Consider the following 26,611-nt stretch of genomic DNA (forward strand, 5'->3'; position numbering starts at 1 on the left):
TCCGGTGTACCGGAACTACTTCTTTTTCTGCTTGCCCACGCTAGCCCACTTGGCTGGATCGAAACCGCCCACCTCGTAGATGAGGGTCTGCTTTTTGTCGCCATCGGCCAGGGTCACGTCCAGCGTGATCTTCTTGGCCTTCTGCAACATCGCGATGAACGCCTTGTCGTCGCGGATCATCAGCGCCGGTTCGCCGGTGGATGGCGCGAACGCCATGGTGTGCGCCGGCTTGCCATCGACCGTGCCGGCGATGGTGCAGTTGCCGCGGCAGACGAAGCCGGGCTTGCTGCCGTACAGGAACACACTCTGGCCCCAGCTGGTATGCCGGCGCAGCACCAGCTGCACGCCACCGTTGCCGATGGTGGCGGTGGACTGCGTGCCGCCCGCCATCGGCGAGACCTGGTACAGCCACAAACCCGCCAGGCGGTTTTTCTCGCTGGCCTCGGTGTAGCGCTTCTCAATCTCCGGCAGCGTCTGCTGCACTTCCTTCGCTGCGTCGCTGTTGGGGAACCGCCTGACGATGTCCTGACCCATCGTCACCGCCATCTCGTCGTTATGGATGCGCAGCAGCTGGCGGTAAGTTTCGAGGTTGCGGGTTGCATCGGTGGCCTGGGACTGCGCTTGCTGCTGCTCGGCATCCGGCGCTGGCGTGCCGCTCTGCTGGGAGCATCCGGCAAGCAGTGCGACTGCACAGAAAGCCATCACGGCGTAACGGGAAAAGGCGGGCTTCATGGGCGACATACCGATGGGGACAGGCGGCTAGCTTGGAACGATCCGCTGCCGCCACGCAACCGGCCGCGCTCAGTCCGACTGGCCGAAGCGCTCGCGCAAGGCGGCGCGGTAACGCCGGCTGCAGGGAATTTTCACGCTGTCGCGCATCTGCAGGCGGGCATCGCCGGTTTCCAGCGGCTCGATCTCGGCCAGATAGTCGAGGTTGATGAAGTAGCCGCGATGCACCCGCACGAAACGCGCCGGGTCCAGCCGGCTCTCGATGCCGGCCATGGTCGCGCGCAACGGATAGTCGCGACCACGCACATGCAGGTTCACGTAATTGCCGGACGCCTGCAGCCATTCGATCTCGCTGGCGTTGACCAGGAACTCCTTGCCCAGCTTGCGCACCAGGAATCGCTCGGGCCGCTCCACCGGCTCCACCGGGGGGCCGTCGTCCGGCTCGGCCAGCAGTTTCGCTTCGCCCTGCTGGCGCAGCAACCACAGCCGCGACAGGCAGATCAGCGCGACGATGAGAAAATAGCTGCGGATGTCCTTAAGGTACTCGTAGCCGAAGTTCGGCCACCACGCGCCGAAACGGTAGTGGCGGCCAACCGTTCCATAAGCCAGCTTGCGCAGCTCGACCATGCCGGCCACGTGCATCAGGCTGAACGCCACACTGGCCAGCAGATGCCACGGCAAGCTGTGGCGCCATGTGTCGAAGCGAAACGGCCAGCGCCGCTCCACCATCCTCACGAAGGGGATCAACAGCAGGATCAGCAGCGCGCTGCTCGATTCCCACACCCACGGTTCCCAGCTCGCCGTGCGGGCATGGTCGATCTGTGCAACGAGACCGTTGAACATTGTGTTGAGGATGGACAGAGCCACCCAGAAGGCAACCTCGACCGAGGGACGCCAACGCTGAAAATCCCTGTATCCGACATCCGCCTGCTCGTTCATGCCGGCGATTCTACGTGGCCGCGGCGAAATCCCGATGCGTCCCGTCCCGCGCCGAAGTCGATTCGTCCCTGACTGCCCGCAATCCGTCACCCCGCACTGGGAATGACGGCGACGGGGACCCATGCTGGCCGCTGTCCATCCAGTCCGGAGCGATACGATGAAAAGGCGCGACTTGCTGAAGGCTGCCATCACACTGCCCCTGCTGCCCTTGCTGATGCGCAGCGGCACGGCCCTGGCGCACGGCGTCGGCACTCTCGCGACGAGCCTGCGCTCGCGGCTGCGCCCGGGCCAACCGGGCTGGCCCGCGGCCACGGAATGGGAGCAGCTGAAACGGCAAGTCGGCGGCCGGCTGCTGAAGCTGGAATCGCCGTTCGCCCATTGCGACGCGGCGCAGCCGGACAGCACCTGCGCACAGGCGCTCAAGCATCTGGACAACCCGTTCGCGGTGGGCGACAACCCGGCGCTGACCCAGACCAGCGGCTGGGCCGACGCCTGGACCTCGCAACCCAGCGCTTACGCCGTGGCAGCCGAGAGCACGGCCGATGTGGTCGCCGCCATCAATTTCGCGCGCCAGCACCACCTGCGGCTGGTGGTGAAAGGCGGCGGCCACAGCTACCAGGGCACCTCGGATGCGCCGGATTCGCTGCTGGTATGGACCCGGCGCATGAATCAGGTGAGCCTGCACGACGCCTTCGTGCCGCAAGGCTGCGCCGCCCAGATGGCTCCGCAGGCGGCGGTGAGCGTGCAGGCGGGCGCCATGTGGATCGACGCCTACGATGCCGTGACTACCCGCGGCGGCCGCTACGTGCAGGGCGGCGGCTGCACCACGGTGGGCGTGGCCGGGCTGGTGCAGAGCGGTGGCTTCGGCAGCCTGTCCAAGAACTTCGGCACCGCCGCATCGAACCTGCTGGAAGCAGAAGTGGTGACCGCCGACGGCCAGGTACGCATCGCCAATGCCCGCACGAATCCAGAGCTGTTCTGGGGTCTCAAGGGCGGTGGTGGCGGCAGCCTGGGCGTGGTCACGCGGCTGACCCTGCGCACCTTCGAGCTGCCCGAGTTCGTCGGTGGTGTCGGCGTCACCATCAAGGTCGACTCGGACGCGGCCTATCGCGCTCTGATCGCCGAGGCGGTGAGCTTCTACCAGCGCGCGCTGTTCAATCCGCACTGGGGCGAGCAGATGAAATTCTATGGTGGCGACACCTTCGAGATCTCCATGATGTTCCAGGGCCTCACCCTGCAACAGGCCGAACAGACCTGGGCGCCCTTCCTCGATTGGGTGCATGCCCGCAAGGATTGCCGCATCACCAAACCGTTCCAGGCGCTGGCGGCGCCGGCCCAACATCTGTGGGACGCCGAATTCCTCCACAAGAACCTGCCAAACCTCATCGTGTCGGACGACCGGCCGGGCGCGCCCCGCGATCACATCCTCTGGGCCGGCGACCATGACCAGGTCGGCTGGTTCATCCACGGCTATCAGTCGGCCTGGCTACCGGCTTCGCTGCTGCAACCCGGGCGGCAAGCACAGCTGGTGCAGGCCTTGTTCAACGCGTCGCAGCACTGGGGTTTCGCCCTGCACTTCAACAAGGGACTGGCCGGCGCGCCGGCCGACGCGATCGACCGCGCCCGCGACACCGCCACCCATCCGCAGGTGCTCGACGCGTTCGCCCTGCTGATCTGCGCCAACGGCGGCGCTCCCGCTTTCCCCGGCATGCCGGGCGCGAAGCCCGACCTGGCCAAGGCGCGGCGCGAAGCGACAGCCATCGACCAGGCGATGGACGCCATCCGCACTGTGGCGCCCGATGCCGGCAGCTATGTCTCGGAAAGCGACTACTTCCTGCGCGACTGGCAGCAGGGATTCTGGGGCAGCAACTATCCGCGCCTCGCCGCGGCGAAGCGCAAGTACGATCCGGACGGCCTGTTCTTCGTGCACCACGGCGTCGGCAGTGAGGACTGGAGCGCGGATGGCTTCACACGATTGCGCGGCGGGTGACGCACGGCACTCGACGGCGGAAATTCAGCTCTCGCTCGCCATGCTCGAGTCCAGATGCTCGACCCGCACGACCTGATCCAGCCAGACGCGCCGGCTCCATTCCGGCACATCGGGCCGTTGCAGTTGCACCAGCGCGTTGACGCCTTCGTGTTCGTCGGCGTCCCGAAACAGCTGCACGTTCGGTCGCGCGCTGACCACGCCGTCGCAGCTGCTGCCGTCTTTCATCAGCAACACGACATGGCCGTTGGCGGGTAATTCGTCGATGATCGACTCCAGCTTCCGGATGCTGGCCGGATCGGTGTAGACCTGGTGCGCCTGCCTGCCCATGGGACTCGCCTCGTACGACGGATGGAGGCGCCACGCTAATCGGCAAAATGGTAAAAGCCTGTCAATTTGCCAGTCTGCCAGCTGAACGATGGGCATGCCGTCGGCGCTAGGCCGAACAAGGCGGTGGCCCGATAATGGCCGTCCACGCAAGGACAACCAATGCCATCCGTCACCACGCCGTCGGCAGATTCACTGCTGCAGCACCGCGCGTTTGTCGCCTTCTGGTTCGCCCGGATCGCTTCGGGTTTCGGTTTCCAAATGCTGTCCGTGGCGGTGGGCTGGCAGATCTACGCGATCACCGGCCGCGCGTTCGACCTGGGCTTGATCGGCCTGGTGCAATTCGTGCCGTCGTTGCTGCTGGCGCTGCCGGCCGGGCATGTCGCCGATCAGTTCGAACGGCGTCGCGTCGTGTTGCTCGGCCAGGTGGTGGAATGGATCGCGATCGTGCTGCTGGCCGGCATGAGCCTGGCGCACGGCATTCATGAGATCGGCATCCTGTTGCTGCTGTTCGTGATCGGCATCGCCAAGGCGTTCGAGTTTCCGGCGCTGCAGTCGATGCTGCCGGCCCTGGTGCCGGCAGCGATTCTTCCGCGCGCGATGGCGGTGAGCGCGTCGGCCGGACAGGCGGCGATGATCATGGGCCCGGCGCTGGGCGGTTTTTTGTACGTGGCCGGACCGGGCGTGGTGTATTCGGTGTGCGGCGCGCTGTATCTGATCTCGGTGGCGTTGATGGGCCGTCTGCGCTACGAACAGGCCCCGCCGAAGCGCGAGCCGGCCACGCTGAAGACGCTGTTCGCCGGCGTGCATTTCATCCGCGCGCGCAAGGACGTGCTCGGCGTGATCTCGCTGGACCTGTTCGCCGTACTGCTTGGCGGCGCGACCGCGCTGCTGCCGATCTTCGCCAAGGACATCCTACACACAGGCCCGTGGGGACTGGGCTTGTTGCGCGCGGCACCGGCGATGGGTGCGTTGCTGATGTCGGTGTGGCTGGCCCGGCACAATCTGCAGCAGCGGGTCGGCGCGATCATGTTTGCATCGGTCGCCGGATTCGGCTTGGCGACGCTGGTTTTCGCCGTGTCGACCACGTTGTGGCTGTCGCTGGCGGCGCTGTTCGCGCTGGGCGCATTCGACATGGTCAGCATGGTGATCCGCGGCGCACTGGTGCAACTGGACACGCCGGACGATATGCGCGGCCGGGTCAGTGCGGTGAATGCGATCTTCATCAACACTTCCAACCAGCTCGGCGAATTCGAGTCGGGCATGCTCGCCGCGTGGGTGGGTGCGGTAGGCGCCACGGTGATCGGCGGCATCGGTACGCTGGTGGTGGTCGGCCTGTGGATGGGAATGTTTCCGACCTTGCGCCTGCGCCAGCGGCTGCATGTGGAAGCCGCTGCACCGGATCGACCGGCAGCGGATACTCTCTAGCTTCGCCGGAGCCATTACGTGATCACCACGTCGCCCACCGAATTCCTCGAAGCCTATGCCGCGTTGACTCCGCTGCGAGACGCCATGGCGTCTGCACGGGCGGCATACCTGGTCGCCCCGGCCGAGTTCAGCCTGGCGGCGGAATCGGCACGCGACAACCGCTATATGGACATGAGTCTTGCGGTCGATCCGCTCAAGGCACTGGCCCAGCACAGCGCGCTGGCGCAGGCGTTGCGCGCGGACTGCCCAGTCATCACGTTCCCCGGCAATCCGGCCACGCCCGATGCGGTATTTCCCAACAACGTGTTCGGCACCGCGCCGGGCCGGCTGATCATCGGTCGCATGCGCCACGCCGTGCGCCAGCGCGAGGCCGAACGCGCCGACATCCGCGGTTTCTTCGGCGACGTGCTGGGTTACGACGAGATCGACCTGTCCGGCTGCGACGACCTGGTCGCCGAGCTGACCGGCTCGCTGATCATCGACCGCGTGCGCGGCGTCGGCTACTGCGGCCTCAGCGAACGCTGCGATCTGGCCGGCGCGCACGCGATGCACAAGGCATTCGATCTGCGTCTGACCTTCTGCTTCGACCTCGCCGAATCCGAATACCACACCAACGTGGTACTGACCCTGCTGGCCAGCCGCGCCGCGATCATCGCCGCCGACGGCTTCCGCGATCCAGCCGTACCAAGGGCGATCGCCACGGCCTACGGCGATCGCGTGGTCTGGCTGACCCCGGCCCAGAAGCAGGCGTTTGCCGGCAACGCGATCACCTTGTCCGATGAGCGTGTGTGGATGAGCGCCTGCGCCGGTGCCTCGTTGACCAACGAACAGACCAAGACGCTGAGCGATTACGGTTTTACGGTGGGCGCGGTGGACCTGAGCGAGATCGAGAAAGCCGGCGGCAGCCTGCGCTGCTGCGTGGGCGAAATCTTCTGATCGCACACCGGCGTTGCGTGCACTGGACCGACCGTGCATGCTCGAACGATGCCATCGTCCCTCCGCACCCAGCTGCCCAGGCTGATCGCGCTCGCGGCAAGCATCGCCGTCCCCTGCGCGATGTCCGCGCCTGTCACCGCAAGCGGCCGCACCTGGGCCAACCCGGTCGACATCGACTACCGCTACAACTACGAACAAATGAACGAGGGCATCTCCTACCGCACCGGCGCGGATCCCGCGATCGTGCGCTACGGCGATGGTTATTACCTGTTCCTTACGCTGGCCGACGGCTACTGGCATTCGAGTGACCTCGTGCATTGGCAGTTCGTGCAGCCGGATCGCTGGCCGTTCGACGGTCCGGTGGCGCCGGCCACCCTGGTCGCCGACGGCAAGCTGTTCCTGATGCAGGCCGCGATGGAGCCGAGGCCGCTGCTGTTCTCCACCGATCCGGCACACGGTCGCTGGCAGTTCTGGACACGCTTGCTGCCGGCGGTGCCGGGCGCGGTGTGGTCCGGCCACGAGAGCGAGATGAAGCCGGGCGACCTGCCGCCGGGACCGTGGGATCCGGGCCTGTTCCGGGATCGAGACAGCAAGACCTACCTGTACTGGGGTTCGTCCAACATCTTTCCGTTGTACGGCGCCGAGCTGGATCTCGCGCTCGGCCATGCCCATGAAGGCGAAGGCAAACGGATGGCGTTCGTCGGCAAACCGGTGGCGCTGCTCCGCGCCGATCCGGCCGCGCACGGTTGGGAACGCTTCGGCCAGGACCACAACGACACCAGCATCCAGCCTTTCGTCGAGGGCGCCTGGATGAATCGCCACGGCGACCACTACTACTTGCAGTACGGTGCACCCGGCACCGAATACAACGTCTACGCCACCGGCGTGTATGTCGGCAGCAACCCGCTCGGCCCGTTCAACTATGCGCCGTACAACCCGGTCGGCTACAAGCCCGGCGGCTTCGCCGTCGGCGCCGGCCACGGCTCCACTTTCCAGGACGCGTACGGCAACTGGTGGAACAGCGGCACCATGTGGGTAGGCCTGAACTGGAAGTTCGAGCGGCGCATCGACTTGTTCCCCGCCGGCTTCCACGCGGACGGCCAGATGTGGGTCGACACCCGCTTCGGCGATTTCCCGCAGCGCATGCCCGATCGTCCGCTGCATGAGGGCGAGAGCACATTCACCGGCTGGATGTTGCTGTCGTATCGCAAGGCCGCGCGGGCCTCGTCACAACTGCCGGAGCATCCGCCATCCGAAGTCACCGACGAGAATCCGCGCACGTTCTGGGCTGCCGCGAACAACACTGCCGGACAGACGCTCACCCTCGATCTCGGCGGCCTGCGCACGGTGCGCGCGATACAGGTGAACTATGCCGACTACCAGTCCGGCCGCTACGGCGACGCGCCCGACATCGTCACCCGGTTCTGCCTCGATGGCTCGGTCGACGGCCGACAATGGAGCACGCTGGCCGACCTCTCGCACGAAACGCGCGACCGACCGAACGCCTATCTCGAACTCGACCATCCGGCGCGTATCCGCTACGTGCGCTACGTGCACGGCCACGTCGGCGCGCACACGCTGGCGATCTCCGACCTGCGCGTGTTCGGCAACGCCGATGGTGCGCCGCCGCCAGCGCCGGTGCTGGTCTCCGCGCACCGTCTGGCCGATACCCGCGATGCCGAGATCGTGTGGAAGCCGGTGCCCGGCGCGGTGGGCTACAACGTGCGCTGGGGGCTTGCCGCCGACCGCTTGCACGAGGCCTACCAGCGCTTCGCCGACCAGCCGACGCGGCTGACTCTGCGCTCGTTGAACAAGGGAGTGAAGTATGTCGTGGCGGTCGAGGCATTCGACGAACGCGGAGTGTCGGCACTGTCCCGGGCGGCTACGCTGAACCCCTGAGCACCCCGCATTACGAGAAAGATGCCCGGTTCCCGTTTGGCCAGCCATGCAGCTATTGAAGGCTTCGGGAATGATGAAAACAGAGATCGATCAAGCCGTCCTCGGGTAGCGAATACCCATCAGGCTGAACGAATCGGCGTGGCGAGGTCCGCTGTTTACGCACCGCTCACGACACCACTGGCAGCCTGTGACATCTGAGCCAAGGAGAACGCCATGCGCCATCGTGATATCGAACGCCAGATCCGTGATACCGCCGACCGTGCGGGAGAGCGTGCGCGCCACTACGCCGATGGCGCCGCCAGCAGCGCGCAGAATCTGCTCGAACGTGGCCGCCGTCGCATCAACGAGCGTTTCGGCAAGGGCGGCAAGCATTACGGCCAGCAGTTGACCCAGGCCGCCGAGGATCTTGCCGACGAGGCGAACTACCACTATCGCCGGCTGCGTCGTCAAGTCAACCGTCATCCCGCGGCCACGGTGGCGATCATCGCCGGCACCATCGGTGCGTTCCTGCTGCTGCGCCGCGCGTTCCGCAGCGACGACGAATAGGCGCCATGCCTCACGCGAAAGGGCCGGACGATCGCTCGTCCGGCCCTTCTGTTTTCCAACGGCGCTGTTGATCGCCGCAACGTTCACTGACCGACGTGCGGCTGCTCGCTCACCACGTGGTCGAGTACCCAGACCACGAATGGGCCGCTGTTGTTCGAAGACACGTAGCGGGAGGCCGTATCCTTGGACTGCTCTCCCAGTTTTACATCCGAGCGGTACGCCTTGACGACCAGTTCGTAGTCGTTGCCCTCGACATAGTTGAAGCCCTGAATGCGACCGGCCCACAGTTTCCACGGGCCGTTCTCGCTCTCGCGCACGCGGTAGCAGCGACCCGAGTTGTCGGCGTCGCAAGGCACTGTATGCGGGCCGATCCACACCGTCTGGGTCACGTGGCGTTCGCCGGGCATGACGGCGGCGGGCGCCGTGCTGGCCACAGGCGCTGCGCTGGCAGCGTCGCTCACCGTGGTCTCGATGGCGACCCGGCGGTTCGGCGCCAGGCAGGCAATCAGCTTCCCGCCTTTCAGGTTCGGACATTGGACCACCGGGTCGGCGTCCCCGCGGCCTTCGGTCTGGATCACCCCGGCCGGTACGCCATGCGCTGCCAGATAGTCGCGTACCGCCTCGGCGCGTTTCGCGGAAAGGTCCAGGTTGGCCTGCTCACTGCCGATCCGGTCGGTGTAGCCCAGCACATGCACCGAGTCGATCTGTGATGCGGCCTTCAGCTTGTCGACCAGCGCATCCAGATCGGCATTGTCGGCGGATTTCAGTTGCGCCTTGCCGAATGCGAACAGTGCATCGGCCGACAGGTTCTGTTGCACCGGCATGGCGGGTGTCGCCTGCGGCTCCGGTGCGGGTAGCGGAGCCGGCTGTACGGCCTCCTGTTTGCAACCGGTCAGCGTCAGCGCGACGGCAACACCGAGAAGGTAAACGTACGGACGTAGAGTTTGCATGGTCCATTCCTTATGTATCGAGTGACCGCCCGGCATCAGCCACGCCATCGCGCGGTATCGCCGAAGCAGTCGCCGCCCATCACCGGCTTCCCCGTACCCCGCAGGATATAGCGGCCGAGCGCTGCACCGGGTGCAGCGGAGGTGAAGAAAACTGTTCGGGCGCTGAAATACCACCGAAACGGGGCTCTCGCGATCACTTCGTACGAGATCGTGCCGCAGCACGCGAGGCATCGCCGATGCCTTGCTGCAGCAGCTAGCCCTTCTGGTCCCCGCGCCAATGCAGCAGCTAAGCTGGCCGCTTCGTGCCGCGGCGGTCAACCATGCGTCCAAGAGACATCACCTTCCATCACCCTGCGGCGTTCTGGCTGGGCTGCGCGGCGGTGGTCGCGGGCGTGCTGGCGCACCTGCCGATGCTGGCGATGGCCGCGCCGATGCATTACCACCTCGCCGGCATGCCGATGGACAACGCGATGCTGGTCGGCATGGCGCTGGTGCCGCTCGGCGTGCTGCTGGCCGGCTACGGCCTGATGCCGCGCATGGAGCAGATGCGGCGCGCACTGCACGCTCGGCACAGCCCGTTGCCGTTCCACGTCACCGACCACATACCGCTCAACCGCGAGCATTGGAAACTGGTGGCCGTGCTGACCATTGCACTGGCGGTCGACGTGATGAAACCGGCGACGATCGGCTTCGTCATGCCGGGGATGTCGGCTGAATACGGCATCAGCCGTTCGGCCGCGGGATGGCTGGCGCTGTCGGCGCTGATCGGCACCACGGTCGGCTCGATCGTGTGGGGCCGCCTCGGCGACCTGTTCGGCCGCCGCGCGACGATCCTGCTGTCCGCGCTGATGTTCATGGGCACGGCGATCTGCGGCGCGATGCCGGCATTTGGCTGGAACCTGGTGATGTGTTTCATGATGGGCGCCGCCGCCGGCGGCATGCTGCCGATCACCTTCACCCTGATGGCCGAGACGATTCCCACCGCGCATCGCGGCTGGCTGCTGGTCGCCCTGGGCGGGATCGGCACCTCGGCCGGTTACCTGCTGGCCTCGGGCGCGGCGACGCTGTTCGAGCCCGCCTTCAGCTGGCGCGCTTTGTGGCTGCTCAACCTGCCGACTGGCGTGCTGATCGTGTTCCTCAACCGCTACATTCCCGAGTCGCCACGCTTCCTCGCGCTGGCCGGGCTGGAGGACCAGGCGCGCGCCGTGCTGCAGCGTTTCTCCGGCGGCGCGCTGGCCGCGGACCTGCCCGTCGTACGTGACCACCAGCCCGAAGCCGCGCCGGCGGCGAAGGAGCCGGCGCGGATCGGCTTGCGCCGCCTGTTGCGCGGCCGGCACGCGCATATCACCTGGGGCCTGGCGATATGCGCTATCGGCTGGGGCCTGGTGAACTTCGGCTTCCTGCTGTGGCTGCCGGCGAACCTGGTCAAGCTGGGCATCGACGCCCACGCCAGCAGCGCGCTGCTGGCGCGCTCGGCGATCCTCGCATTGCCTGGCATCGGCATCGTCGTGTGGTTCTACCAGCGCTGGAGCAGCATCCGCACACTGGTGCTGTTCGCCGCCATGGCGACCTGCGCCCTGCTGTTCTTCTTCGTGATCGATCTGGCCGATCTGCGTTCATCCATGCTCACCATGCTCGGTACGGTATTGCTGCTGCTGAGCATCAGCGGCGTGATCGCTACGCTGATCCCGTACGCGGCCGAAATCTATCCGGTGCACCTGCGCAGTAGCGGCGCCGGGCTGATCGCCGCTTGTTCGAAGTTCGGCGGCATTCTCGGCGCGGGACTCGGCGTGGCCGGCCTGTTCGACCACTTCATGCTGTCGGCTGTGCTGATCGCGCTGCCACTGGCGGCGGCGGGCTGGATGCTTGCGCGCAGCGGCATCGAAACCCGCGGCCACGATCTGGAGGCGATCCAGGAAGTGCTGTCGCGCTGAGCGCGCCCCGCCGGCATGACGCCGGCGAGGCGGGCGGAATCACATGGTCAGCGGATTCGGCTTGTCCTGGTCGAGCTTGTATTCCTTGATCGCACGGCTGACATCCTTGGCGTTGACCTTGCCGTCTTTCGCCAGCGCGGCCAGCGCGGCATGCGCGATCCAGTAACGGTCGACCTCGAAGAACTCGCGCAGGTGCGCACGCGTGTCCGAACGGCCGAAGCCGTCGGTGCCCAGCACGGTATAGCGCATGCCGTCGGGCATGAACGCGCGGATCTGGTCGGCGAATTCGCGCACGTAGTCGGTAGCCGCGATCGCCGGACCCTGGCGGCCGTCGAGCAGCCCGGTGACGTAGGGCACGCGCTGCTCGGCCTCCGGATGCAGGCGGTTCCAGCGTTCGGCGTCGAAGCCATCGCGACGCAGCTCGATGAAGCTGGGGCACGACCAGATGTCGGATTTCACGCCGAAGTCCTTCTCCAGCAGCTCGGCGGCCGCGATCACTTCGCGCAGGATCGTGCCGCAGCCCAGCAATTGCACGCGCGGCTCGCCCTTCTTCGGCTTGCCGCCATCCTTGAACAGGTACATGCCCTTGATGATGCCTTCCTCGCTGCCTACGGGCAGGTCGGGATGGCTGTAGTTCTCGTTCATCACGGTGATGTAGTAGTAGATGTCTTCCTGCTCCTGCATCATCCGGCGCACGCCATCCTGCAGGATCACCGCGACTTCGTACGAGAAAGTCGGGTCGTACGACTTCACGTTCGGGATCGCACCGGCCATCAGGTGCGAATGGCCGTCCTCGTGCTGCAGGCCTTCGCCGTTGAGCGTGGTGCGACCGGCGGTACCGCCGACCAGGAAGCCGCGCGAGCGCATGTCGCCGGCCGCCCAGCACAGGTCACCGATGCGCTGGAAACCGAACATCGAGTAGTAGATGAAGAACGGCAGCATCGCCTGGTTGCTGATCGAATAGCTGGTCGCCGCGGCCATCCACGACGCCATGCCGCCGGCCTCGCTGATGCCTTGCTGCAGCACCTGGCCCTTCTGGTCCTCGCGGTAATACAGCAGCTGGTCGGAATCCTGCGGCTTGTACTTCTGGCCGAACGGCGCATAGATACCGATCTGGCGGAACATGCCTTCCATGCCGAACGTGCGCGCCTCATCGGCGACGATCGGCACCACGCGCTCGCCCAGCTGCTTGTCGCGCAGCAGCAGGTTGATGCCGCGCACCAGCGCCATCGTGGTGGAAATCTCGCGCTCGCCAGTGCCCTTGGTGATCTGCTCGAATGCAGCCAAGTCCGGCGTCTTCAGCTTCGCGTCGGCCTTGCGCCGGCGTTGCGGCAGGAAGCCGCCCAGCGCCTTGCGCCGCTCCAGCATGTACTGCACTTCCGGCGAGTCCTTGCCCGGGTGGTAGTACGGCACGTCCTTCAGCTTGTCGTCGCTGATCGGGATCTGGAAACGGTCGCGGAAATGCCGCACCGACTCGTCGTCCAGCTTCTTCTGCTGATGGGTGGGGTTCTGCGATTCGCCAGCCGCGCCCATGCCGTAGCCCTTGACCGTCTTGGCCAGGATCACGGTCGGCATGCCCTTGGTGTTCGACGCCGCGTGATACGCCGCGTAGACCTTGTGCGGATCGTGGCCGCCACGGTTCAGCCGCCAGATGTCGTCGTCGCTGAGGTTGGCGACCATCTCGCGCGTTTCCGGATATTTCCCGAAGAAATGCTCGCGCGTATACGCGCCGCCGAAGGCCTTGCACGCCTGGTACTCGCCGTCGACGGTTTCCATCATCAGCTTGCGCAACACGCCCTTGCTGTCGCGGGCGAGCAGCGGATCCCAGTAGCTGCCCCAGACCAGCTTGATCGCGTTCCAGCCCGAACCGCGGAAGCTGCCTTCCAGCTCCTGGATGATCTTGCCGTTGCCGCGCACCGGGCCGTCCAGCCGCTGCAGGTTGCAGTTGATCACGAAGATCAGGTTGTCCAGCCCTTCGCGGCCGGCCAGCGAGATCGCGCCCAGCGACTCCGGCTCGTCGCACTCGCCGTCGCCCATGAAGCACCAGATCTTGCGGTCGCTCTTCGGAATCAGCCCGCGATGCTCGAGATACTTGAAGAACTGTGCCTGATAGATCGCCTGGATCGGACCCAGACCCATCGATACCGTCGGCACCTGCCAGTAGTCCGGCATCAGCCACGGATGCGGATACGACGACAGCGCGCGGCCCTTGCCGACCACTTCCATGCGGAACAGGTCGAGCTGATCCTCGGCCAGCCGGCCTTCGAGGAACGATCGCGCGTAGATGCCGGGGCTGGAGTGGCCCTGATGGAACACCAGGTCGCCCGGATGATCGGCACTGGGAGCGCGCCAGAAATGGTTGAAGCCCACGTCGTACAAGGTGGCGCTGGAGGCGAAGCTGGCAATGTGGCCACCCAGCTCGCCCGGCTTACGGTTCGCACGCACCACCATCGCCATCGCGTTCCAGCGGATCAACGTGCGGATGCGCCATTCCATCGCGGCGTCGCCCGTCATCTTCGCCTCGTTCGCCGGCGCGATGGTATTGACGTACTCAGTGGTCGGATCGAACGGCAGGTAGCCACCGGCGCGACGTGTGCTGTCGACCATCCGTTCCAGCAGGAAATGCGCGCGTTCGGTGCCGTCGTGATGGATCACCGCGTCGAGCGAGTCCATCCACTCCCGGGTTTCGGTGGGGTCGATGTCCTGATTGAGGATATCGTCGAGCTGATCCATGAAAATTCTCCGCGGCGCCGTTGCAGCGCCAAGCTTGAGGGGAATACCCGCCGCCGGGGATTGCGGCGGGATCAACGTACAAGTCTAGCCGCTGGGCCGGACGCCCGCCAATTCAGCCATCCATGCGGCTACGCATGGCAAGCGGCCAAGCGGCCGCCGCCATGCCCGCTCAGCCTTGCTGGCGGTTGGCCGCGCGGATCTGCGCCTCGACGCACGCGACCGCGGTCATGTTGACCACGCGGCGCACGGTCGATTGCGGCATCAGGATGTGCGCCGGCTTGGCCACACCCATCAGGATCGGTCCGATCACCACGCCGTCGCTGAGCATGCGGGTCATGTTGTAGGCGATATTGGCCGCGTCGAGATTCGGGAACACGAACACGTTCGCCTTGCCCTCCAGCCGCGAGTTCGGGAACAGCTTCTCGCGCAACGCCGGCGTCAGCGCCACATCAGCCTGCATCTCGCCTTCCACTTCCAGCCGCGGGGCGCGGGCGCGTATCAACTCCAGCGCCTTGCGCATCTTCTTCGAGCCGCAGGTGTCGCGGCTGCCGAAATTGCCGCCGGAGAGCAGTGCGATCTTCGGCGTGATGCCGAACAGTTTCAGCCGAATCGAGGCCTGCAAGGTCGCCTCGGCGATCTGCTCGGGGCACGGGTCGTCCTGCACGTGGGTGTCGAGGTAGAAGAACGTGCCCTTGTCGGTGGATACCGCGGCCATTGCCGACGGCTCCACCACGCCTTCATCGAGGCCGATGATGTCGCGGATATAGCGCAGCTTGCCCTGATACTGGCCGACCAGACCGCAGATCATCGCATCGGCTTCGCCGCGCTCGACCATCAGCGAGGCGATCGCGGTGGGGCGCGAACGTATCACCGCCTTGGCCATCGACGGCGTCACGCCGCGGCGCTGCATCAGGCGGTGATAGTGCTGCCAGTAGTCGTCGAAGCGCGGGTCGGAGTTGATGTTGCAGATTTCGACGTCCACGCCCGGCTGGATGCGCAGGCCGGCGCGCTTGATGCGCTTCTCGATCACTTCCGGGCGGCCGATCAGGATGGGTTTGGCCAGACCTTCGTCGACCACCACCTGCACCGCGCGCAGCACGGTTTCTTCCTCGCCTTCGGCGTAGACCAGCCGGCACGGCGCGGATTTGGCGCGCTCGAACACCGGCTTCATCAACAATCCGGTGCGGAACACGAAGCTGGTCAGGCGATCGTTGTACTCGGCGAAGTCGGCCATCGGCCGCGTGGCCACGCCCGAGTCCATCGCCGCCCGCGCCACCGCCGGCGGCAGCTGCAACAACAGGCGCGGATCGAACGGTTGCGGAATCAGATAGTTCGGGCCGAAGCTCGGCGGCTTGCCACCGTAGGCGCGCGCGCTGACATCGGACGACTCGCGCCGCGCCAGCGCCGCGATCGCGTGCACGCAGGCGATCTTCATCGGTTCGTTGATGACCGTGGCGCCCACGTCCAGCGCGCCGCGAAACAGGTACGGAAAGCACAGTGCGTTGTTGACCTGATTCGGATAGTCGGAACGGCCGGTGGCCATGATGCAGTCCGGCCGCACCGCCTTGGCCTCCTCGGGAGTGATCTCCGGATTCGGATTGGCCAGCGCGAAGATGATCGGCCGCGGCGCCATCGTCGCCACCATTTCCGGCGTGAGGATGCCGCCGGCAGACAGGCCCAGGAACACATCCGCATCCTGGACGATCTCGGCCAGCCCGCGCGCCTTGGTGTCGCGCGCGTAACGCAGCTTGTCCGGGTCCAGGTCGGTGCGTTCGGTATGGATGACGCCGTGGCGGTCGAATGCCAGGATGTGTTCGGGCTTCACGCCCAGCGCCACCAGCATGTCGAGGCAGGCGATGCCGGCCGCACCGGCGCCGGTGGTGGCGATGCGGATGTCCTCGATGCGCTTGCCGACCACCACCAGCGCGTTGACCAGCGCCGCGCCGACGATGATCGAGGTGCCATGCTGGTCGTCGTGGAACACCGGGATCTTCATCCGCTCGCGCAGCTTGCGCTCGACGATGAAGCACTCCGGCGCCTTGATGTCTTCCAGGTTGATGCCGCCGAAGGTCGGTTCGAGGCTGGCGATGATGTCGACCAGCTTGTCCGGGTCGTTCTCGTCGATCTCGATGTCGAACACATCGATGCCCGCGAATTTCTGGAACAACACGCCCTTGCCTTCCATCACCGGCTTGCTGGCCAGCGGCCCGATATTGCCCAGGCCCAGCACCGCAGTGCCGTTGGTGATCACCGCCACTAGGTTGGAGCGCGCGGTGTACTCCGCCGCCGTGGTCGGATCTTCGACGATCGCGTCGCAGGCCGCAGCGACGCCGGGCGAATAGGCCAGCGACAGGTCGCGCTGGGTCAGCAGCGACGTGGTGGGGGTGACCTTGATCTTGCCGGGGCGCGGCAGGCGGTGATATTCGAGGGCGGCGAGGCGCAGTTCTTCGGGAAGGGACATCGGCGGCGATTATCGAGGGAGGGAGTGGCAGTCGACACGTCGACCGATTGCCAGCGATGTTAGCACCGGGGCGGCTCTGACCGGCACCGTAACGGCGCCAGCGGCGCTCTGATCTATTCAACCTGGGCGGCATGATGTGCGGAAAAATCGCAGGCAGTAGCGCGCGGCTGCGGGCCTTGGGGACATCACCCCATCATGGGTTTTCCCATCGGCTGGGGCCGGTGCCGGAATAAACCAGGGCGTCCCTAGACGCTGGACAGCAACTCGTCGCCCTGTACCCGGTTCATGTGGATGCCGTTGATGAAGACCGAGAACGCCAGCTTGCCGGCCAGCCCGTGCACATGCTGCATCCACGGCGGCAGCCAGCGCGGCGGCAGGATCGCACCGGACGCGAAATGCGGCTGCAGCGCGATCACGTCGTGCAAGGTCAGCTTGCCCGCAAACAGGTGCCGCAGCAGATCCATCCGCTGCTGTTTGAACGCCCAGCGAAAGAACGTGTGCACGGTGAGCAGGCCGGACAGGTACACATTGTCCTTGGCGAACGCGGCGCCGCCGCTCAACGGCACGCCGCGGAACACCCGCTGCGCCGAATGGAAGCTGTCCGCGGCGCTCTGTCCGCAGTTGCTGAAGTAGCGATAGACCTCGACGAAATCGGCACCGTTCAGCGCCATGTCGATCGCCAGGATGCGCAGGCTGATGCGCTTGAGCCGGGCGATGTCGATCGCGCCGGACATCAGTTCGGCGAATACGGCCAGTCCCTCTTGGGTCGCGGTGACTCGCGGCGACGTGCGCGCCAGCGAGGCCAGCAAGGGTTGCTGGCGACCGTTCAGCGCGGTCAGCGAGTGCACGAACGCCTCGTGCGCCAGCAGCTGATGACGATCGTATTCGCTGAAACAGGTGTCGCCGCGCAGGCGGATGCGGGTGGCACCGGCCGCCGCCTTCGCGGTCAGCTCGGCATCCACTTCCACCCTGATCACGCCGGCGCCGAAAAAATCGTCCAGCGTCTTTGCCAGCTCGTCGCGCAGCTCGATGGCCGGCATGTCCACACTGCAGTCATCGGCGAGCAGATCCGCACCCAGCTCGTCGGACAGTTCGACAAAATAATGTGCCGCATCGAGATTGCTGCGCTGGCTGCCGGGGATCAGATCGCCCGGCTTGCCGTACAGCGCAATCGACGGTGCGGTGACGCCGGCGCTGCCGGCCGACTCCAGCATCTCGGCGGCGATCCGCCATGATTCGGCGGTGCGGCGCAGGTACTCGCCGAGCGGGTCGATATCGTGCGGATCGCTGCCGCCGGCGGCCGCCTCGATCGCTGCCAGCTCGGCGCGTGCCGCGGTCAGATCCGGCCGCGTGTAGGTCACCTCGGGCAAGGCGAACCGGCCCTGGCTGTAGGCCTCGATCATGCGGCCTTCCAGCGACGCCGGCCACGCCACTGTCGACAGGATGTGGATGCCGCGCACCGCCGCCAGCAGGCGCTGGTCCAGCGCCGCGTAGCGCTGCAATTCGGGCGCGATGGCGCTGGCCGGCACGTTCATCGCGACACTCCGCGCAAGGCATCGACGCGCCGGATCAGCTCGGTCGCGATCGGGTCGGGCTGGAACGCGCTCATGAAACCGCGCGGGCTGGCCGGTATAAAGGTGAGATTGCGCCCGAAGCGGGAATCCGTCCGCAGCATCAGCGTGACGCGACGCGGATTGGTCATGGTGGTGGCATTGACGTTCATCACGTCGCTCAGCGCCACGCGAATCTTCTCGTTGCGGTTCTTCACGACCACCCAGTCGCCGTCCAGCCAGACCTCGTCCAATAGATCATGCAGCAGCTTGCGGTAGAGCAGGAACATCACGCCGGTCAGGAGCAACGGCATCAGCACCAGCGGAAAAATCGGCTGCGATGGCGCGTCCGCACGGGCATGTGGCACCGCCCAGATCTGCAGGCCGAAGACAGTCAGCATGAAGCCGATCCACAACACCGGAAAGATCTTCTTGTAGAAGAATGTGAGGGACGACGACAACCGACGCATGCCTGCGCTCCGCAGCAACGATGCCGCGATACTAGATGCTTTGAGGGGCGCCGTGCGCAACAGCGGCGCGCCGGGGATACCCTGTTCTCAGTCCCGCTCGCGCTGCCCGCGATGCCCGTGCGGCCGCTCCGTCGGCCGGCCGCCACGCTGCCGACGCAGGCGCGCCTCCAGCGTCGCCGCCTGCTCCTCGCGCTCGTCGTGCAGCTTGAGGTAGTTGCGCCAGCGTCCCGGCGTCAGTTCGCCATTGTCGAGCGCTACCTGGATCGCGCACCCCGGTTCGCTGCCGTGGCCGCAATCGGCGAAGCGGCATTGCTCGGCCAGCGCCTCGATGTCGGCGAACAAGTCGAGGTTTTCCTCGCCGGTGAGCTTCAGCTCGCGCATGCCGGGCGTGTCGATCAGACAGCCGCCGCTGGGCAACTGCAGCAGGGCACGGTGGGTGGTGGTGTGGCGGCCGCGGCTGTCGTGGCTGCGGACTTCGGCCGTGGCCATCGTCGCCGTACCGAGCAAGGTGTTGGTCAAGGTGGATTTGCCCGCTCCGGACGAACCGACCAGCACCGCGCTGTCGCCCGGCTGCAGATACTGCGCCAGCAGCGCCACACTGGATGGGTCCTTGCCGTTCAGCGGATGGATAGGAATGTCCGCCGGCAGCCGCGCGCGCAGTGCCGCTATCTGCTCGGCCGCGTCATCGCGCGTGTCCAGTTTGCTCAGCAGCACCACCGGCTGGGCACCGGAGTCCTCGGTCAATGACAGGTAGCGCTCGATCCGCGCCGGATTGAAGTCGCCATCCAGCCCGGTCAGCACCAGCACATAGTCGATATTGGTGGCGATCAGCTGCCGTTCGTAACGCTCGCCGGCGGCGGCCCGCGACAGCACGGTGCGCCGCGGCGTCACGGTGACGATGTGCGGCGGCGTGCCGCTTTCCACCTCGACGAAATCACCGACCACCGGCCGTTCGGCCGGGTCGATCCCGCGCTTCAGAAAGCGTCCGTCCGGTTGCGCGCCGAACAGGGTCTCGCCGTCATGCAGCTCATAGCCGGCGCGATGCTGGGCGACTACCCGCGCCAGCCGCAGGCCGGCGGCGGGCAAGGCATCGCCACGCCAACCGATGTGCCGCAGCCGCCCGATCGTTTCGGCATCACTCATGGCGAAGGTCTGTCTGCATGGTCTGGGGATTATGCCTTGCCCGGGCATTGCCCGCCGATGAACCGGAATTCGCCCCCAATGGTGCTCGCGCTGCACTGCATCACGCTGCTAGCATCCATCTGCCGGTGATAACGCCGGCTGTTGACCTCAAAGGATACCGGTGGTGGCTTCGATCAGACCCAGTGCGCACCTGGCGGACGTGCGCTACGAAATCCGCGGTGCACTGACCCGGCGAGCGCGCGAGCTGGAAGCCGCCGGTCTCGACATTATCAAGCTCAATATCGGCAACCCGGGCCGCTACGGCTTCGAGGCGCCGGCGCATCTGCGCGAGGCGATCGCCTGCCACCTGCACGACAGCGAAGCCTATGGCCACGAACAAGGCCTGGAAATCGCCCGCGAAACGATCGCTGAGCAGCAGCGCGCTCGTGGCGCCCGGGGCGTCGAGCCTGAACGCATATTCATCGGCAACGGGGTCAGCGAACTGATCGACCTGTCCTTGCGCGCGCTGTTGCAACCCGGCGACGAGGTGCTGCTGCCCAGCCCGGATTACCCGCTGTGGAGCGCCGCCACCATCCTCAACGGCGGCCAGCCGCGCTATTACCACTGCCTTGCCAGCCATGGTCATCTGCCCGATCCGGACGAGATCGAGGCGCTGGTTACCCCGCGCACCCGCGCCCTGGTGTTGATCAACCCGAACAACCCGACCGGCGCGGTGTATCCGCGCGCGTTGCTGCAACGGCTGGTGGCGATCGCGGCACGACACCGGCTGCTGCTGCTCACCGACGAGATCTACGACGAGATCCTGTACGACGGCGCCACCTTCCAGCCCCTGGCCGAAGTGGCCGGCGAAGTGCCCTGCCTCAGCTTCGGCGGCCTGTCCAAGGTGCATCGCGCCTGCGGTTACCGGGTCGGCTGGATGAGCCTGTCCGGCGATCCCACACGTACGGCGGCGTATCGTGATGCGCTGCAACTGCTTGCCGCATTGCGCCTGTGTGCCAACGTGACCGCACAGTGGGCCGTTGTGCCGGCGCTGCTCAGCGCGCCCACGATCGGCGCACTGACCGCACCCCGCGGCCGCCTGCATGAGGCGCGCCGCGCCGTGCTGGAAGGTGTGGCCGCCAGCGAATACCTGGAACTGGTCGTGCCGGACGGCGCGCTATATGCCTTCCCGCAGGTGCGCGCCGACCGCTTCGCCGACTTCGACGACGAGGCGTTTGCCCTGCGCCTGCTGGAAGAGGAATCGGTCCTGGTGGTACCTGGCAGCAGTTTCAACGTACCGCGCAGCCGCCATTTCCGGCTGACTCTGCTGCCGCCGCCGAAACAGTTGCATGAGGTCTTCGTGCGGATCGAGCGGGTGCTGGCACGGATGGCCCGGGAACAGACGAAGGCCCCTGCGGCCGCAGTGGCCTGAGCTTCAATCGTCCAATGATGTCCACCACACCCCCGCTGCACTACCTGGCTCTCGGCGACTCCTACACCATCGGCGAAGCGGTGGCCGCGCACAGCCGCTGGCCGGCCGAACTGGTGCAGCGCCTACGCCGGGCGGGCGTGGCGATCGACGATCCACGCATCGTTGCCGTCACCGGCTGGACTACCGACGAGCTGGCGCAAGGCATGGATGCGGCGTCGCTGACACCGGCGTACGACCTGATCACCTTGCAGATCGGCGTCAACAATCAGTACCGCGGCCGCGCGGCCGACGAGTACCGCGGCCAGTTCGCCAGCCTGCTGGCTCGTGCGATCACGCTGGCCGGTGGCCATGCAGCACGCGTGGTGGTGGTGTCGATCCCCGACTGGGGCGTCACCCGCTTCGCCCATGAGCAAGGCCGCGACCGCTCACGCATCGCCGCAGAACTGGACGCCTACAACGCCATTGCCCGCGACGAGAGCCACCATGCAGGCACGCACTTCGTCGACGTCACCGGCATTTCGCGCGCGCACCCCGATCTGGTCGCCGACGACGGCCTGCATCCCTCGGCGGCGCAGTACGCGTTGTGGGTGGAAGCGATCGAGCCGATCGTTCGCGCAGCGCTCCGCTAGGCGGCAACGAGGCTGCAACCTGTTCGCCATGCCGCGGTGACGTAACGATCGCAGACTGGCGCCCCGGACCACTACCGGGGATTGCGCCATGAATACCTTTCTTTGCCGCAGCGCCTTCATCTCCGACGTGCATCTGGGCACGCCCGATTGCAAGGCCGCTTACCTGCTCGATTTCCTGCGCCAGCTGCGTTGCGAAAAGCTCTATCTGGTCGGCGACATCATCGACATGGAGGCGCTGGCGAAACGGCATTGGTGGCATGCCGCGCACAGTGCGGTGATCGCCGAGATATTCGCGCTGGCGCGGCGCGGGGTCGAGGTCATCTACATCCCGGGCAACCACGATGCGCCGATGCGCCGTCTGCACGGGCAGAACTTCGGCGGTGTGCGGATCGCGCTGGACGCCGTGCACGTCGGTGCCGACGGCCGCCGCTATCGGGTCAGCCATGGCGACGAATTCGACTCCGAGCAGGTCGGTCGCCGCTGGATGCTGTTCGGTGAAGCGATGCATCGCATGATCTGCTGGAGCAATCGCCGCCTGCACGCCATGCGGCAACGGCTGGAACTGCCCTACCTGCCGCTGTCGATCATCATCAAATCGCATGTCGGCAAGGCGCTGGCGTACATCCGTGCCTATGAGGAGCGTGTCGCCGCCGATGCGCGCGGGCGCGGGTTCGATGGCCACATCTGCGGACACATCCACTTCGGCCACGTGCGCGAACTTGACGGCGTGCTCTACCTCAACGACGGCGACTGGGTGGAGCACTGCACCGTGCTGGTCGAGGACCACACCGGTGCGATGGAGCTGATCCACTGGAGCGAACAGTCCACCGCGCTGGGCCGCGCCAGCCGCGAGCTGGTATGGCCGTCGCCCGCCGCGGCGCTTGCGCTGGCGCCGCTGGGCGTCAGCCGGCGCCATCTGGGCGAGCTGCGCCGGGCCGCCTGAACAACGACCTTGAAGGCCGGCAGGATCGCCGCATATCGGGCAGCGTATCATTGTCTTCTTTGCCGGAGCTCCCCATGTCCCTCGACAACGCCACCCGCGAACGTATCGAAACCCTGCTCAAGGACCACCGCGTGGTGCTGTTCATGAAGGGCAACCGCCAGCAGCCGATGTGCGGCTTCTCCGCCGCGGCCACCAACACGCTCAATGAGTTGTTGCCCGATTACCACACGGTCAACGTGCTGGATGACCCGGAGATCCGCGAAGGCATCAAGGCCTACGGCGAGTGGCCGACGATTCCGCAGCTTTATGTGGAAGGCGAGCTGGTCGGCGGCGCCGACATCATTCGTCAGATGTATGGCAGTGGCGAGCTGCATGCGCTGTTCGGCGTGAGCGCACCGGATCGCACGCCGCCGCAGATCACCATCACCGATGCGGCTGCCGAGGCGATCCGCCAGGGCACCGCGAACGCGCAGGGCGTGGCACTGCACCTTGAGATCGGCCCCGACCACAGCGCCGGCTTTCAGCTGGCCCCCGCCGGCGAACACGACATCGTGGCGCACGCGAACGGGCTGGAAGTGCACTTCGATCCGGCCAGCGCCCAGCGCGCCAAAGGCATCGTGATCGACTGGGTCTCCACCGTGCAGGGCGAAGGCCTCAGCCTGAAATTCCCCGGCGCGCAGGAGATCAAGCCGCTCAGCGTGCATGAGCTGAAAGCCTTGCTGGAAGCCGACCAGATCACCTTGATCGACGTACGCCCGGCCCACGGCCGCGCCCAAGCCGCGCCGCTGGCGCAGGCGCGGGTGCTGGAAGACGAAGGCTACGAAAGCCTCGCCAACTTGCCGAAAGACACCGCGCTGGCCTTCATCTGCCATCACGGCATTTCCAGCCGCGCCATGGCCGAACGATTTGCGGCACATGGTTTCAGCAACGTGCACAACGTCGAAGGCGGCATGGATGCATGGGCCGCGGAGATCGACCCCAGCACGCCGCGTTACTGATCTGGCGCACATGCATCGCGGACCAAAGGCTGCTGATCAAGGGAAGCTCTGATCAAACCTGCGGGAGGAGGCGGCCATAGCGCGGCTCGATGCCACACGATGGCCGCTGAAAAGCTTCCGCGCTTTGCGTGCGGGCTCCGTTAGGTTTCCGCCCACATGCGCACCAGGTTCGCGCGGGACTTGCTGATCAGGTCGAAAGCCGGGCTCTTGCCTTCGCGACTGAAAGTCAGACGCTTGGCGTTTTCCATATCCCACAATAACTCCCGTTTCGCAGGATCGCGTATCTGGCTTTGCACCCAGATGATCGCCGCATCGCGCACACCGCGGGTGACCGGTGTTACGTGATGCAACGTGTTGGCGGGATAGGCAATCGCGGCACCCGCCTCAAGCTTGAATTGGCTGCTGATGCCGTTCATGAATACGGTCAATTCGCCGCCATCGTAGCTTCGCGGGTCGGAGAGAAAAATGGTGATGGCAATATCGCTACGTACCGCATTGCTCATGCTTCCCATGACCGGCGTATCCACATGGGGACCGTATTCCATGCCTTGCCCATAGCGGTTGAACAATACCGACGTTGCCGCTGCCGGCAGCAACGCCGTCTGCAATTCCCCGCTACGCATGAAGGCTTCACGCACAATGCGTGCAATCTGCTCATATTCAGGCGCACCCGGCGTCACTTGCAGATTCCGCTTCACCTCACGCGCGGACCAGCCAGCCGTGCCGGCTCCATCGATGAAAGAAGCACTCTCCAGTCTGGATTGGATGGCTGCCAGCTCATCGGGACCCAGAACGGCGGGGACACAGTAAATCAAGGCAGTAACCCTCATGAAGTTGCATGACGCCGTCCATGGTAATCGCGCACCCCATGAAGCGGAACGTTTGGCGCCATACAGCCATTCTTTACCGTCGAGAACATGCAAGACTGGGCGCCGGTTTCGAGCCATCTGCATCAGGTAATCCATGTCGCCTCCCTCCCTCTCTCCCGCAGCGCGCCAGTGGCTGAGCGATGCCGGCAAGGCGTTATCCCAAGGGCGCGCGGACTTGGCGGAGCAACCCTTGAAACGCGTGCTGGCCGAGGCGCCCGGCTTTGCCAGCGCTCAGCTCATGTACGGCATAGCCTGTCAGATGCGTGGCGACAGCATCACCGCTGCCGAGTACATGCGCAAAGCAGCGCAGCAACGCCCTGATGACCCAAGCATCCTGACGACTCTAGGGGGTGCTCTTTATGATTCTGGCGCAACGGAAGAAGCGTTTGTCTGCTTGCGCCGAGCCACTGAACTGGCCCCGATGCAGGCATCAAACTGGTACAACCTTGGCAAAGCACTGAAATTGCACTGGCAACTGGACGAGGCTGCGGACGCTTTCCGACGCACACTCGATCTGGACGAAAAGCACATCAATGCGCGCAATACGCTCGCCGACATTTTCACGATACGCGGCAACATCCCGGACGCGGTTGCCGAATACCGCAGAGTACTGGCCTTGCAACCGGATCAAGCGCATGCCTGGCATGGACTGGCCAATCTGAAAACCGAGTCACTCACCCTGACGGATGCCAAGCAGATCCGTCACATCCTGCAAAACCAGCGGCCTGCGCCTGACGCACGCGTATTACTCGGCTTCAGCCTGTACAAAGCCTTGGAAGACCAACATGACTACGCCGGCGCTTTTCAGGCATTGCGCGAGGCCAATGCACTCAAACGCAAGTTGGTGCCATGGGATGCGGCGGCCGAGCATGCGCATGACGAGGACATCATCGAAGCCTTTCGTCACCCATTGCCGGCTCCGCTCGACCCGACCCTCGGATCCGAGGCGATTTTCATCGCCAGTCTTCCCCGCTCCGGATCGACATTGGTTGAGCACATCCTTGCCTCGCATGCGTTGGTGGAAGGCGCCAATGAGATCAGGGACTTGTCGCAGGTTCTCGACGATGAATCGAAACAGCGCGGCAAAAACTTTCCGCACTGGGTGGCCGACGCTACAGCGGAGGATTGGGCACGTTTAGGCAAGAACTATCTCGCCCGCACCGCCCGCTGGCGCATCAAGCGCCCTTATTTTACCGACAAGGGGCTGCAGAACTGGCAATGGGTCGGCGTCGTTCGCGCCATGCTGCCGGGCGCCAAAATCGTCAACTGCCATCGTGATCCGGTCGAGACCTGTTTTGCCTGCTACCGCCAGTTGTTCAGCGAAGGCATCCACTTCAGCTACGACCTGGACGACCTGGCCAGCTATTACAACGACTACCGGCGCCTAAGCCATTACTGGCAGGAACGTTACCCGAGCCACGTGTTCGACCTTTCCTACGAGACGCTGGTACGGGAGCCCGAAACACAGATCCGGCAACTGCTTTCATTCTGCCAACTGCCCTTCGACACCGCGTGCCTCTCGCCGCACCAGACGCAACGCGATGTACACAGCACGGCCAGTGCGGCACAAGTACGCCAACCCATTCGAGGCGATACGGCACGCAGTCCGCGCTATCGGGATTTCCTGCAACCGCTGATCCAACGTCTCGATCACTGAAACGAAAAAGGCCGCCGGATAACCGGCGGCCTTTTTCGTTGCTCCCGTTACCGGCACCATGGCTGGCACCGG

21 protein-coding genes are annotated in these 26,611 nt (G+C 65.6%); 11 read left to right on the forward strand and 10 right to left on the reverse strand.

Features of this window, described 5'->3' with window-relative positions:
• Positions 1-15: 15 nt before the first annotated feature.
• The gene (locus BUA26_RS06445) at positions 16-732 is read right to left on the reverse strand and encodes a hypothetical protein (protein ID WP_072758864.1); all 717 of its coding nucleotides are present in this window, start codon (positions 730-732) and stop codon (positions 16-18) included.
• Positions 733-801: 69 nt separating this feature from the next.
• Positions 802-1,668 carry a LytTR family DNA-binding domain-containing protein gene (locus BUA26_RS06450; RefSeq protein ID WP_072758866.1) on the reverse strand — a complete coding sequence of 289 codons (867 nt, stop codon included), beginning with the start codon at positions 1,666-1,668 and terminating at the stop codon, positions 802-804.
• Positions 1,669-1,825: 157 nt separating this feature from the next.
• Here BUA26_RS06450 and BUA26_RS06455 point away from each other — a divergent pair, with 157 nt between their 5' ends.
• Complete coding sequence (locus BUA26_RS06455; protein WP_072758868.1) at positions 1,826-3,658, forward strand: FAD-dependent oxidoreductase; 1,833 nt, start codon at positions 1,826-1,828, stop codon at positions 3,656-3,658.
• Positions 3,659-3,682: 24 nt separating this feature from the next.
• Here the strand turns inward: BUA26_RS06455 and BUA26_RS06460 are convergent, their stop codons facing one another.
• Positions 3,683-3,985 carry a DUF3247 family protein gene (locus tag BUA26_RS06460; RefSeq protein WP_072758870.1) on the reverse strand — a complete coding sequence of 101 codons (303 nt, stop codon included), beginning with the start codon at positions 3,983-3,985 and terminating at the stop codon, positions 3,683-3,685.
• Positions 3,986-4,144: 159 nt separating this feature from the next.
• On the opposite strand from BUA26_RS06460, the gene BUA26_RS06465 reads away from it, so the two are divergent.
• The 4 genes from BUA26_RS06465 (at position 4,145) to BUA26_RS06480 (ending at position 8,791) form a co-directional block, all read left to right on the forward strand.
• A complete protein-coding gene (locus tag BUA26_RS06465; protein ID WP_072758871.1) occupies positions 4,145-5,410 on the forward strand; it encodes an MFS transporter in 1,266 nt (421 codons plus the stop codon).
• Positions 5,411-5,428: 18 nt separating this feature from the next.
• Entirely contained in the window at positions 5,429-6,346 is a 918-nt protein-coding gene (locus BUA26_RS06470; protein ID WP_072758873.1) for an arginine deiminase-related protein, read from the forward strand.
• A gap of 48 nt (positions 6,347-6,394) precedes the next feature.
• Entirely contained in the window at positions 6,395-8,245 is a 1,851-nt protein-coding gene (locus BUA26_RS06475) for a family 43 glycosylhydrolase (protein ID WP_083572890.1), read from the forward strand.
• A 213-nt stretch (positions 8,246-8,458) separates the two neighbouring features.
• Positions 8,459-8,791, forward strand: a complete 333-nt coding sequence (locus BUA26_RS06480) for a hypothetical protein (protein ID WP_072758877.1) — start codon at positions 8,459-8,461, stop codon at positions 8,789-8,791.
• Positions 8,792-8,874: 83 nt separating this feature from the next.
• Here BUA26_RS06480 and BUA26_RS06485 read toward each other — a convergent pair whose 3' ends face one another.
• Positions 8,875-9,741: an OmpA family protein gene (locus tag BUA26_RS06485; protein WP_178368545.1), complete on the reverse strand. Its 867-nt coding sequence runs from the start codon at positions 9,739-9,741 to the stop codon at positions 8,875-8,877.
• Positions 9,742-10,061: 320 nt separating this feature from the next.
• Here BUA26_RS06485 and BUA26_RS06490 point away from each other — a divergent pair, with 320 nt between their 5' ends.
• The gene (locus tag BUA26_RS06490) at positions 10,062-11,675 is read left to right on the forward strand and encodes an MFS transporter (RefSeq protein ID WP_072758881.1); all 1,614 of its coding nucleotides are present in this window, start codon (positions 10,062-10,064) and stop codon (positions 11,673-11,675) included.
• A gap of 39 nt (positions 11,676-11,714) precedes the next feature.
• On the opposite strand, the gene aceE is transcribed toward BUA26_RS06490, so the two are convergent.
• The 5 genes from aceE to rsgA all read right to left on the reverse strand — a co-directional run bounded on the left by aceE (position 11,715) and on the right by rsgA (position 20,032).
• Positions 11,715-14,408: a pyruvate dehydrogenase (acetyl-transferring), homodimeric type gene (gene aceE / locus BUA26_RS06495; RefSeq protein WP_072758883.1), complete on the reverse strand. Its 2,694-nt coding sequence runs from the start codon at positions 14,406-14,408 to the stop codon at positions 11,715-11,717.
• 169 nt (positions 14,409-14,577) lie between these two features.
• Positions 14,578-16,869, reverse strand: a complete 2,292-nt coding sequence (locus tag BUA26_RS06500) for an NADP-dependent malic enzyme (RefSeq protein WP_072758885.1) — start codon at positions 16,867-16,869, stop codon at positions 14,578-14,580.
• A 245-nt stretch (positions 16,870-17,114) separates the two neighbouring features.
• Positions 17,115-18,404 (reverse strand): peptidase MATCAP family protein, encoded by a 1,290-nt coding sequence (locus tag BUA26_RS06505; protein WP_072758886.1) that lies wholly within the window; start codon positions 18,402-18,404, stop codon positions 17,115-17,117.
• Positions 18,401-18,889 (reverse strand): hypothetical protein, encoded by a 489-nt coding sequence (locus BUA26_RS06510; protein ID WP_072758887.1) that lies wholly within the window; start codon positions 18,887-18,889, stop codon positions 18,401-18,403. The genes BUA26_RS06505 and BUA26_RS06510 overlap by 4 nt, the downstream gene beginning before the upstream one ends.
• Before the next feature lie 87 nt (positions 18,890-18,976).
• The gene (gene rsgA / locus BUA26_RS06515; protein WP_072758888.1) at positions 18,977-20,032 is read right to left on the reverse strand and encodes a ribosome small subunit-dependent GTPase A; all 1,056 of its coding nucleotides are present in this window, start codon (positions 20,030-20,032) and stop codon (positions 18,977-18,979) included.
• A gap of 163 nt (positions 20,033-20,195) precedes the next feature.
• On the opposite strand from rsgA, the gene BUA26_RS06520 reads away from it, so the two are divergent.
• The 4 genes from BUA26_RS06520 (at position 20,196) to grxD (ending at position 24,013) form a co-directional block, all read left to right on the forward strand.
• A complete protein-coding gene (locus BUA26_RS06520) occupies positions 20,196-21,443 on the forward strand; it encodes an aminotransferase class I/II-fold pyridoxal phosphate-dependent enzyme (RefSeq protein WP_072760126.1) in 1,248 nt (415 codons plus the stop codon).
• Positions 21,444-21,460: 17 nt separating this feature from the next.
• A complete protein-coding gene (locus tag BUA26_RS06525) occupies positions 21,461-22,072 on the forward strand; it encodes an SGNH/GDSL hydrolase family protein (protein WP_072760128.1) in 612 nt (203 codons plus the stop codon).
• 88 nt (positions 22,073-22,160) lie between these two features.
• Complete coding sequence (locus BUA26_RS06530) at positions 22,161-23,015, forward strand: UDP-2,3-diacylglucosamine diphosphatase (protein ID WP_072758889.1); 855 nt, start codon at positions 22,161-22,163, stop codon at positions 23,013-23,015.
• Between the two features lie 74 nt (positions 23,016-23,089).
• Entirely contained in the window at positions 23,090-24,013 is a 924-nt protein-coding gene (gene grxD, locus BUA26_RS06535; RefSeq protein ID WP_072758890.1) for a Grx4 family monothiol glutaredoxin, read from the forward strand.
• A gap of 140 nt (positions 24,014-24,153) precedes the next feature.
• On the opposite strand, the gene BUA26_RS06540 is transcribed toward grxD, so the two are convergent.
• Complete coding sequence (locus BUA26_RS06540) at positions 24,154-24,978, reverse strand: Fe2+-dependent dioxygenase (RefSeq protein WP_255368187.1); 825 nt, start codon at positions 24,976-24,978, stop codon at positions 24,154-24,156.
• On the opposite strand from BUA26_RS06540, the gene BUA26_RS06545 reads away from it, so the two are divergent.
• On the forward strand, positions 24,977-26,539 hold the full coding sequence (locus tag BUA26_RS06545; protein ID WP_072758892.1) for a tetratricopeptide repeat-containing sulfotransferase family protein: 1,563 nt from the start codon (positions 24,977-24,979) through the stop codon (positions 26,537-26,539). The genes BUA26_RS06540 and BUA26_RS06545 overlap by 2 nt on opposite strands.
• Positions 26,540-26,611: the final 72 nt, after the last annotated feature.

Origin of the sequence: Rhodanobacter sp. OK091 (genome assembly GCF_900142825.1) — a bacterium.
In the GTDB taxonomy this organism is placed as follows: domain Bacteria; phylum Pseudomonadota; class Gammaproteobacteria; order Xanthomonadales; family Rhodanobacteraceae; genus Rhodanobacter.

Excerpts from the sequence above, each read along its gene's own strand:
- BUA26_RS06445 (WP_072758864.1), bottom strand. The coding sequence starts at position 732 with ATGAAGCCCGCCTTTTCCCGTTACGCCGTGATGGCTTTCTGTGCAGTC.
- BUA26_RS06450 (WP_072758866.1), bottom strand. The coding sequence starts at position 1,668 with ATGAACGAGCAGGCGGATGTCGGATACAGGGATTTTCAGCGTTGGCGT.
- BUA26_RS06455 (WP_072758868.1), top strand. The coding sequence starts at position 1,826 with ATGAAAAGGCGCGACTTGCTGAAGGCTGCCATCACACTGCCCCTGCTG.
- BUA26_RS06460 (WP_072758870.1), bottom strand. The coding sequence starts at position 3,985 with ATGGGCAGGCAGGCGCACCAGGTCTACACCGATCCGGCCAGCATCCGG.
- BUA26_RS06465 (WP_072758871.1), top strand. The coding sequence starts at position 4,145 with ATGCCATCCGTCACCACGCCGTCGGCAGATTCACTGCTGCAGCACCGC.
- BUA26_RS06475 (WP_083572890.1), top strand. The coding sequence starts at position 6,395 with ATGCCATCGTCCCTCCGCACCCAGCTGCCCAGGCTGATCGCGCTCGCG.
- BUA26_RS06480 (WP_072758877.1), top strand. The coding sequence starts at position 8,459 with ATGCGCCATCGTGATATCGAACGCCAGATCCGTGATACCGCCGACCGT.
- BUA26_RS06485 (WP_178368545.1), bottom strand. The coding sequence starts at position 9,741 with ATGCAAACTCTACGTCCGTACGTTTACCTTCTCGGTGTTGCCGTCGCG.
- BUA26_RS06490 (WP_072758881.1), top strand. The coding sequence starts at position 10,062 with ATGCGTCCAAGAGACATCACCTTCCATCACCCTGCGGCGTTCTGGCTG.
- aceE (WP_072758883.1), bottom strand. The coding sequence starts at position 14,408 with ATGGATCAGCTCGACGATATCCTCAATCAGGACATCGACCCCACCGAA.
- BUA26_RS06500 (WP_072758885.1), bottom strand. The coding sequence starts at position 16,869 with ATGTCCCTTCCCGAAGAACTGCGCCTCGCCGCCCTCGAATATCACCGC.
- BUA26_RS06505 (WP_072758886.1), bottom strand. The coding sequence starts at position 18,404 with ATGAACGTGCCGGCCAGCGCCATCGCGCCCGAATTGCAGCGCTACGCG.
- BUA26_RS06510 (WP_072758887.1), bottom strand. The coding sequence starts at position 18,889 with ATGCGTCGGTTGTCGTCGTCCCTCACATTCTTCTACAAGAAGATCTTT.
- rsgA (WP_072758888.1), bottom strand. The coding sequence starts at position 20,032 with ATGAGTGATGCCGAAACGATCGGGCGGCTGCGGCACATCGGTTGGCGT.
- BUA26_RS06525 (WP_072760128.1), top strand. The coding sequence starts at position 21,461 with ATGTCCACCACACCCCCGCTGCACTACCTGGCTCTCGGCGACTCCTAC.
- BUA26_RS06530 (WP_072758889.1), top strand. The coding sequence starts at position 22,161 with ATGAATACCTTTCTTTGCCGCAGCGCCTTCATCTCCGACGTGCATCTG.
- grxD (WP_072758890.1), top strand. The coding sequence starts at position 23,090 with ATGTCCCTCGACAACGCCACCCGCGAACGTATCGAAACCCTGCTCAAG.
- BUA26_RS06545 (WP_072758892.1), top strand. The coding sequence starts at position 24,977 with ATGTCGCCTCCCTCCCTCTCTCCCGCAGCGCGCCAGTGGCTGAGCGAT.
- BUA26_RS06540 (WP_255368187.1), bottom strand. The coding sequence starts at position 24,978 with ATGGATTACCTGATGCAGATGGCTCGAAACCGGCGCCCAGTCTTGCAT.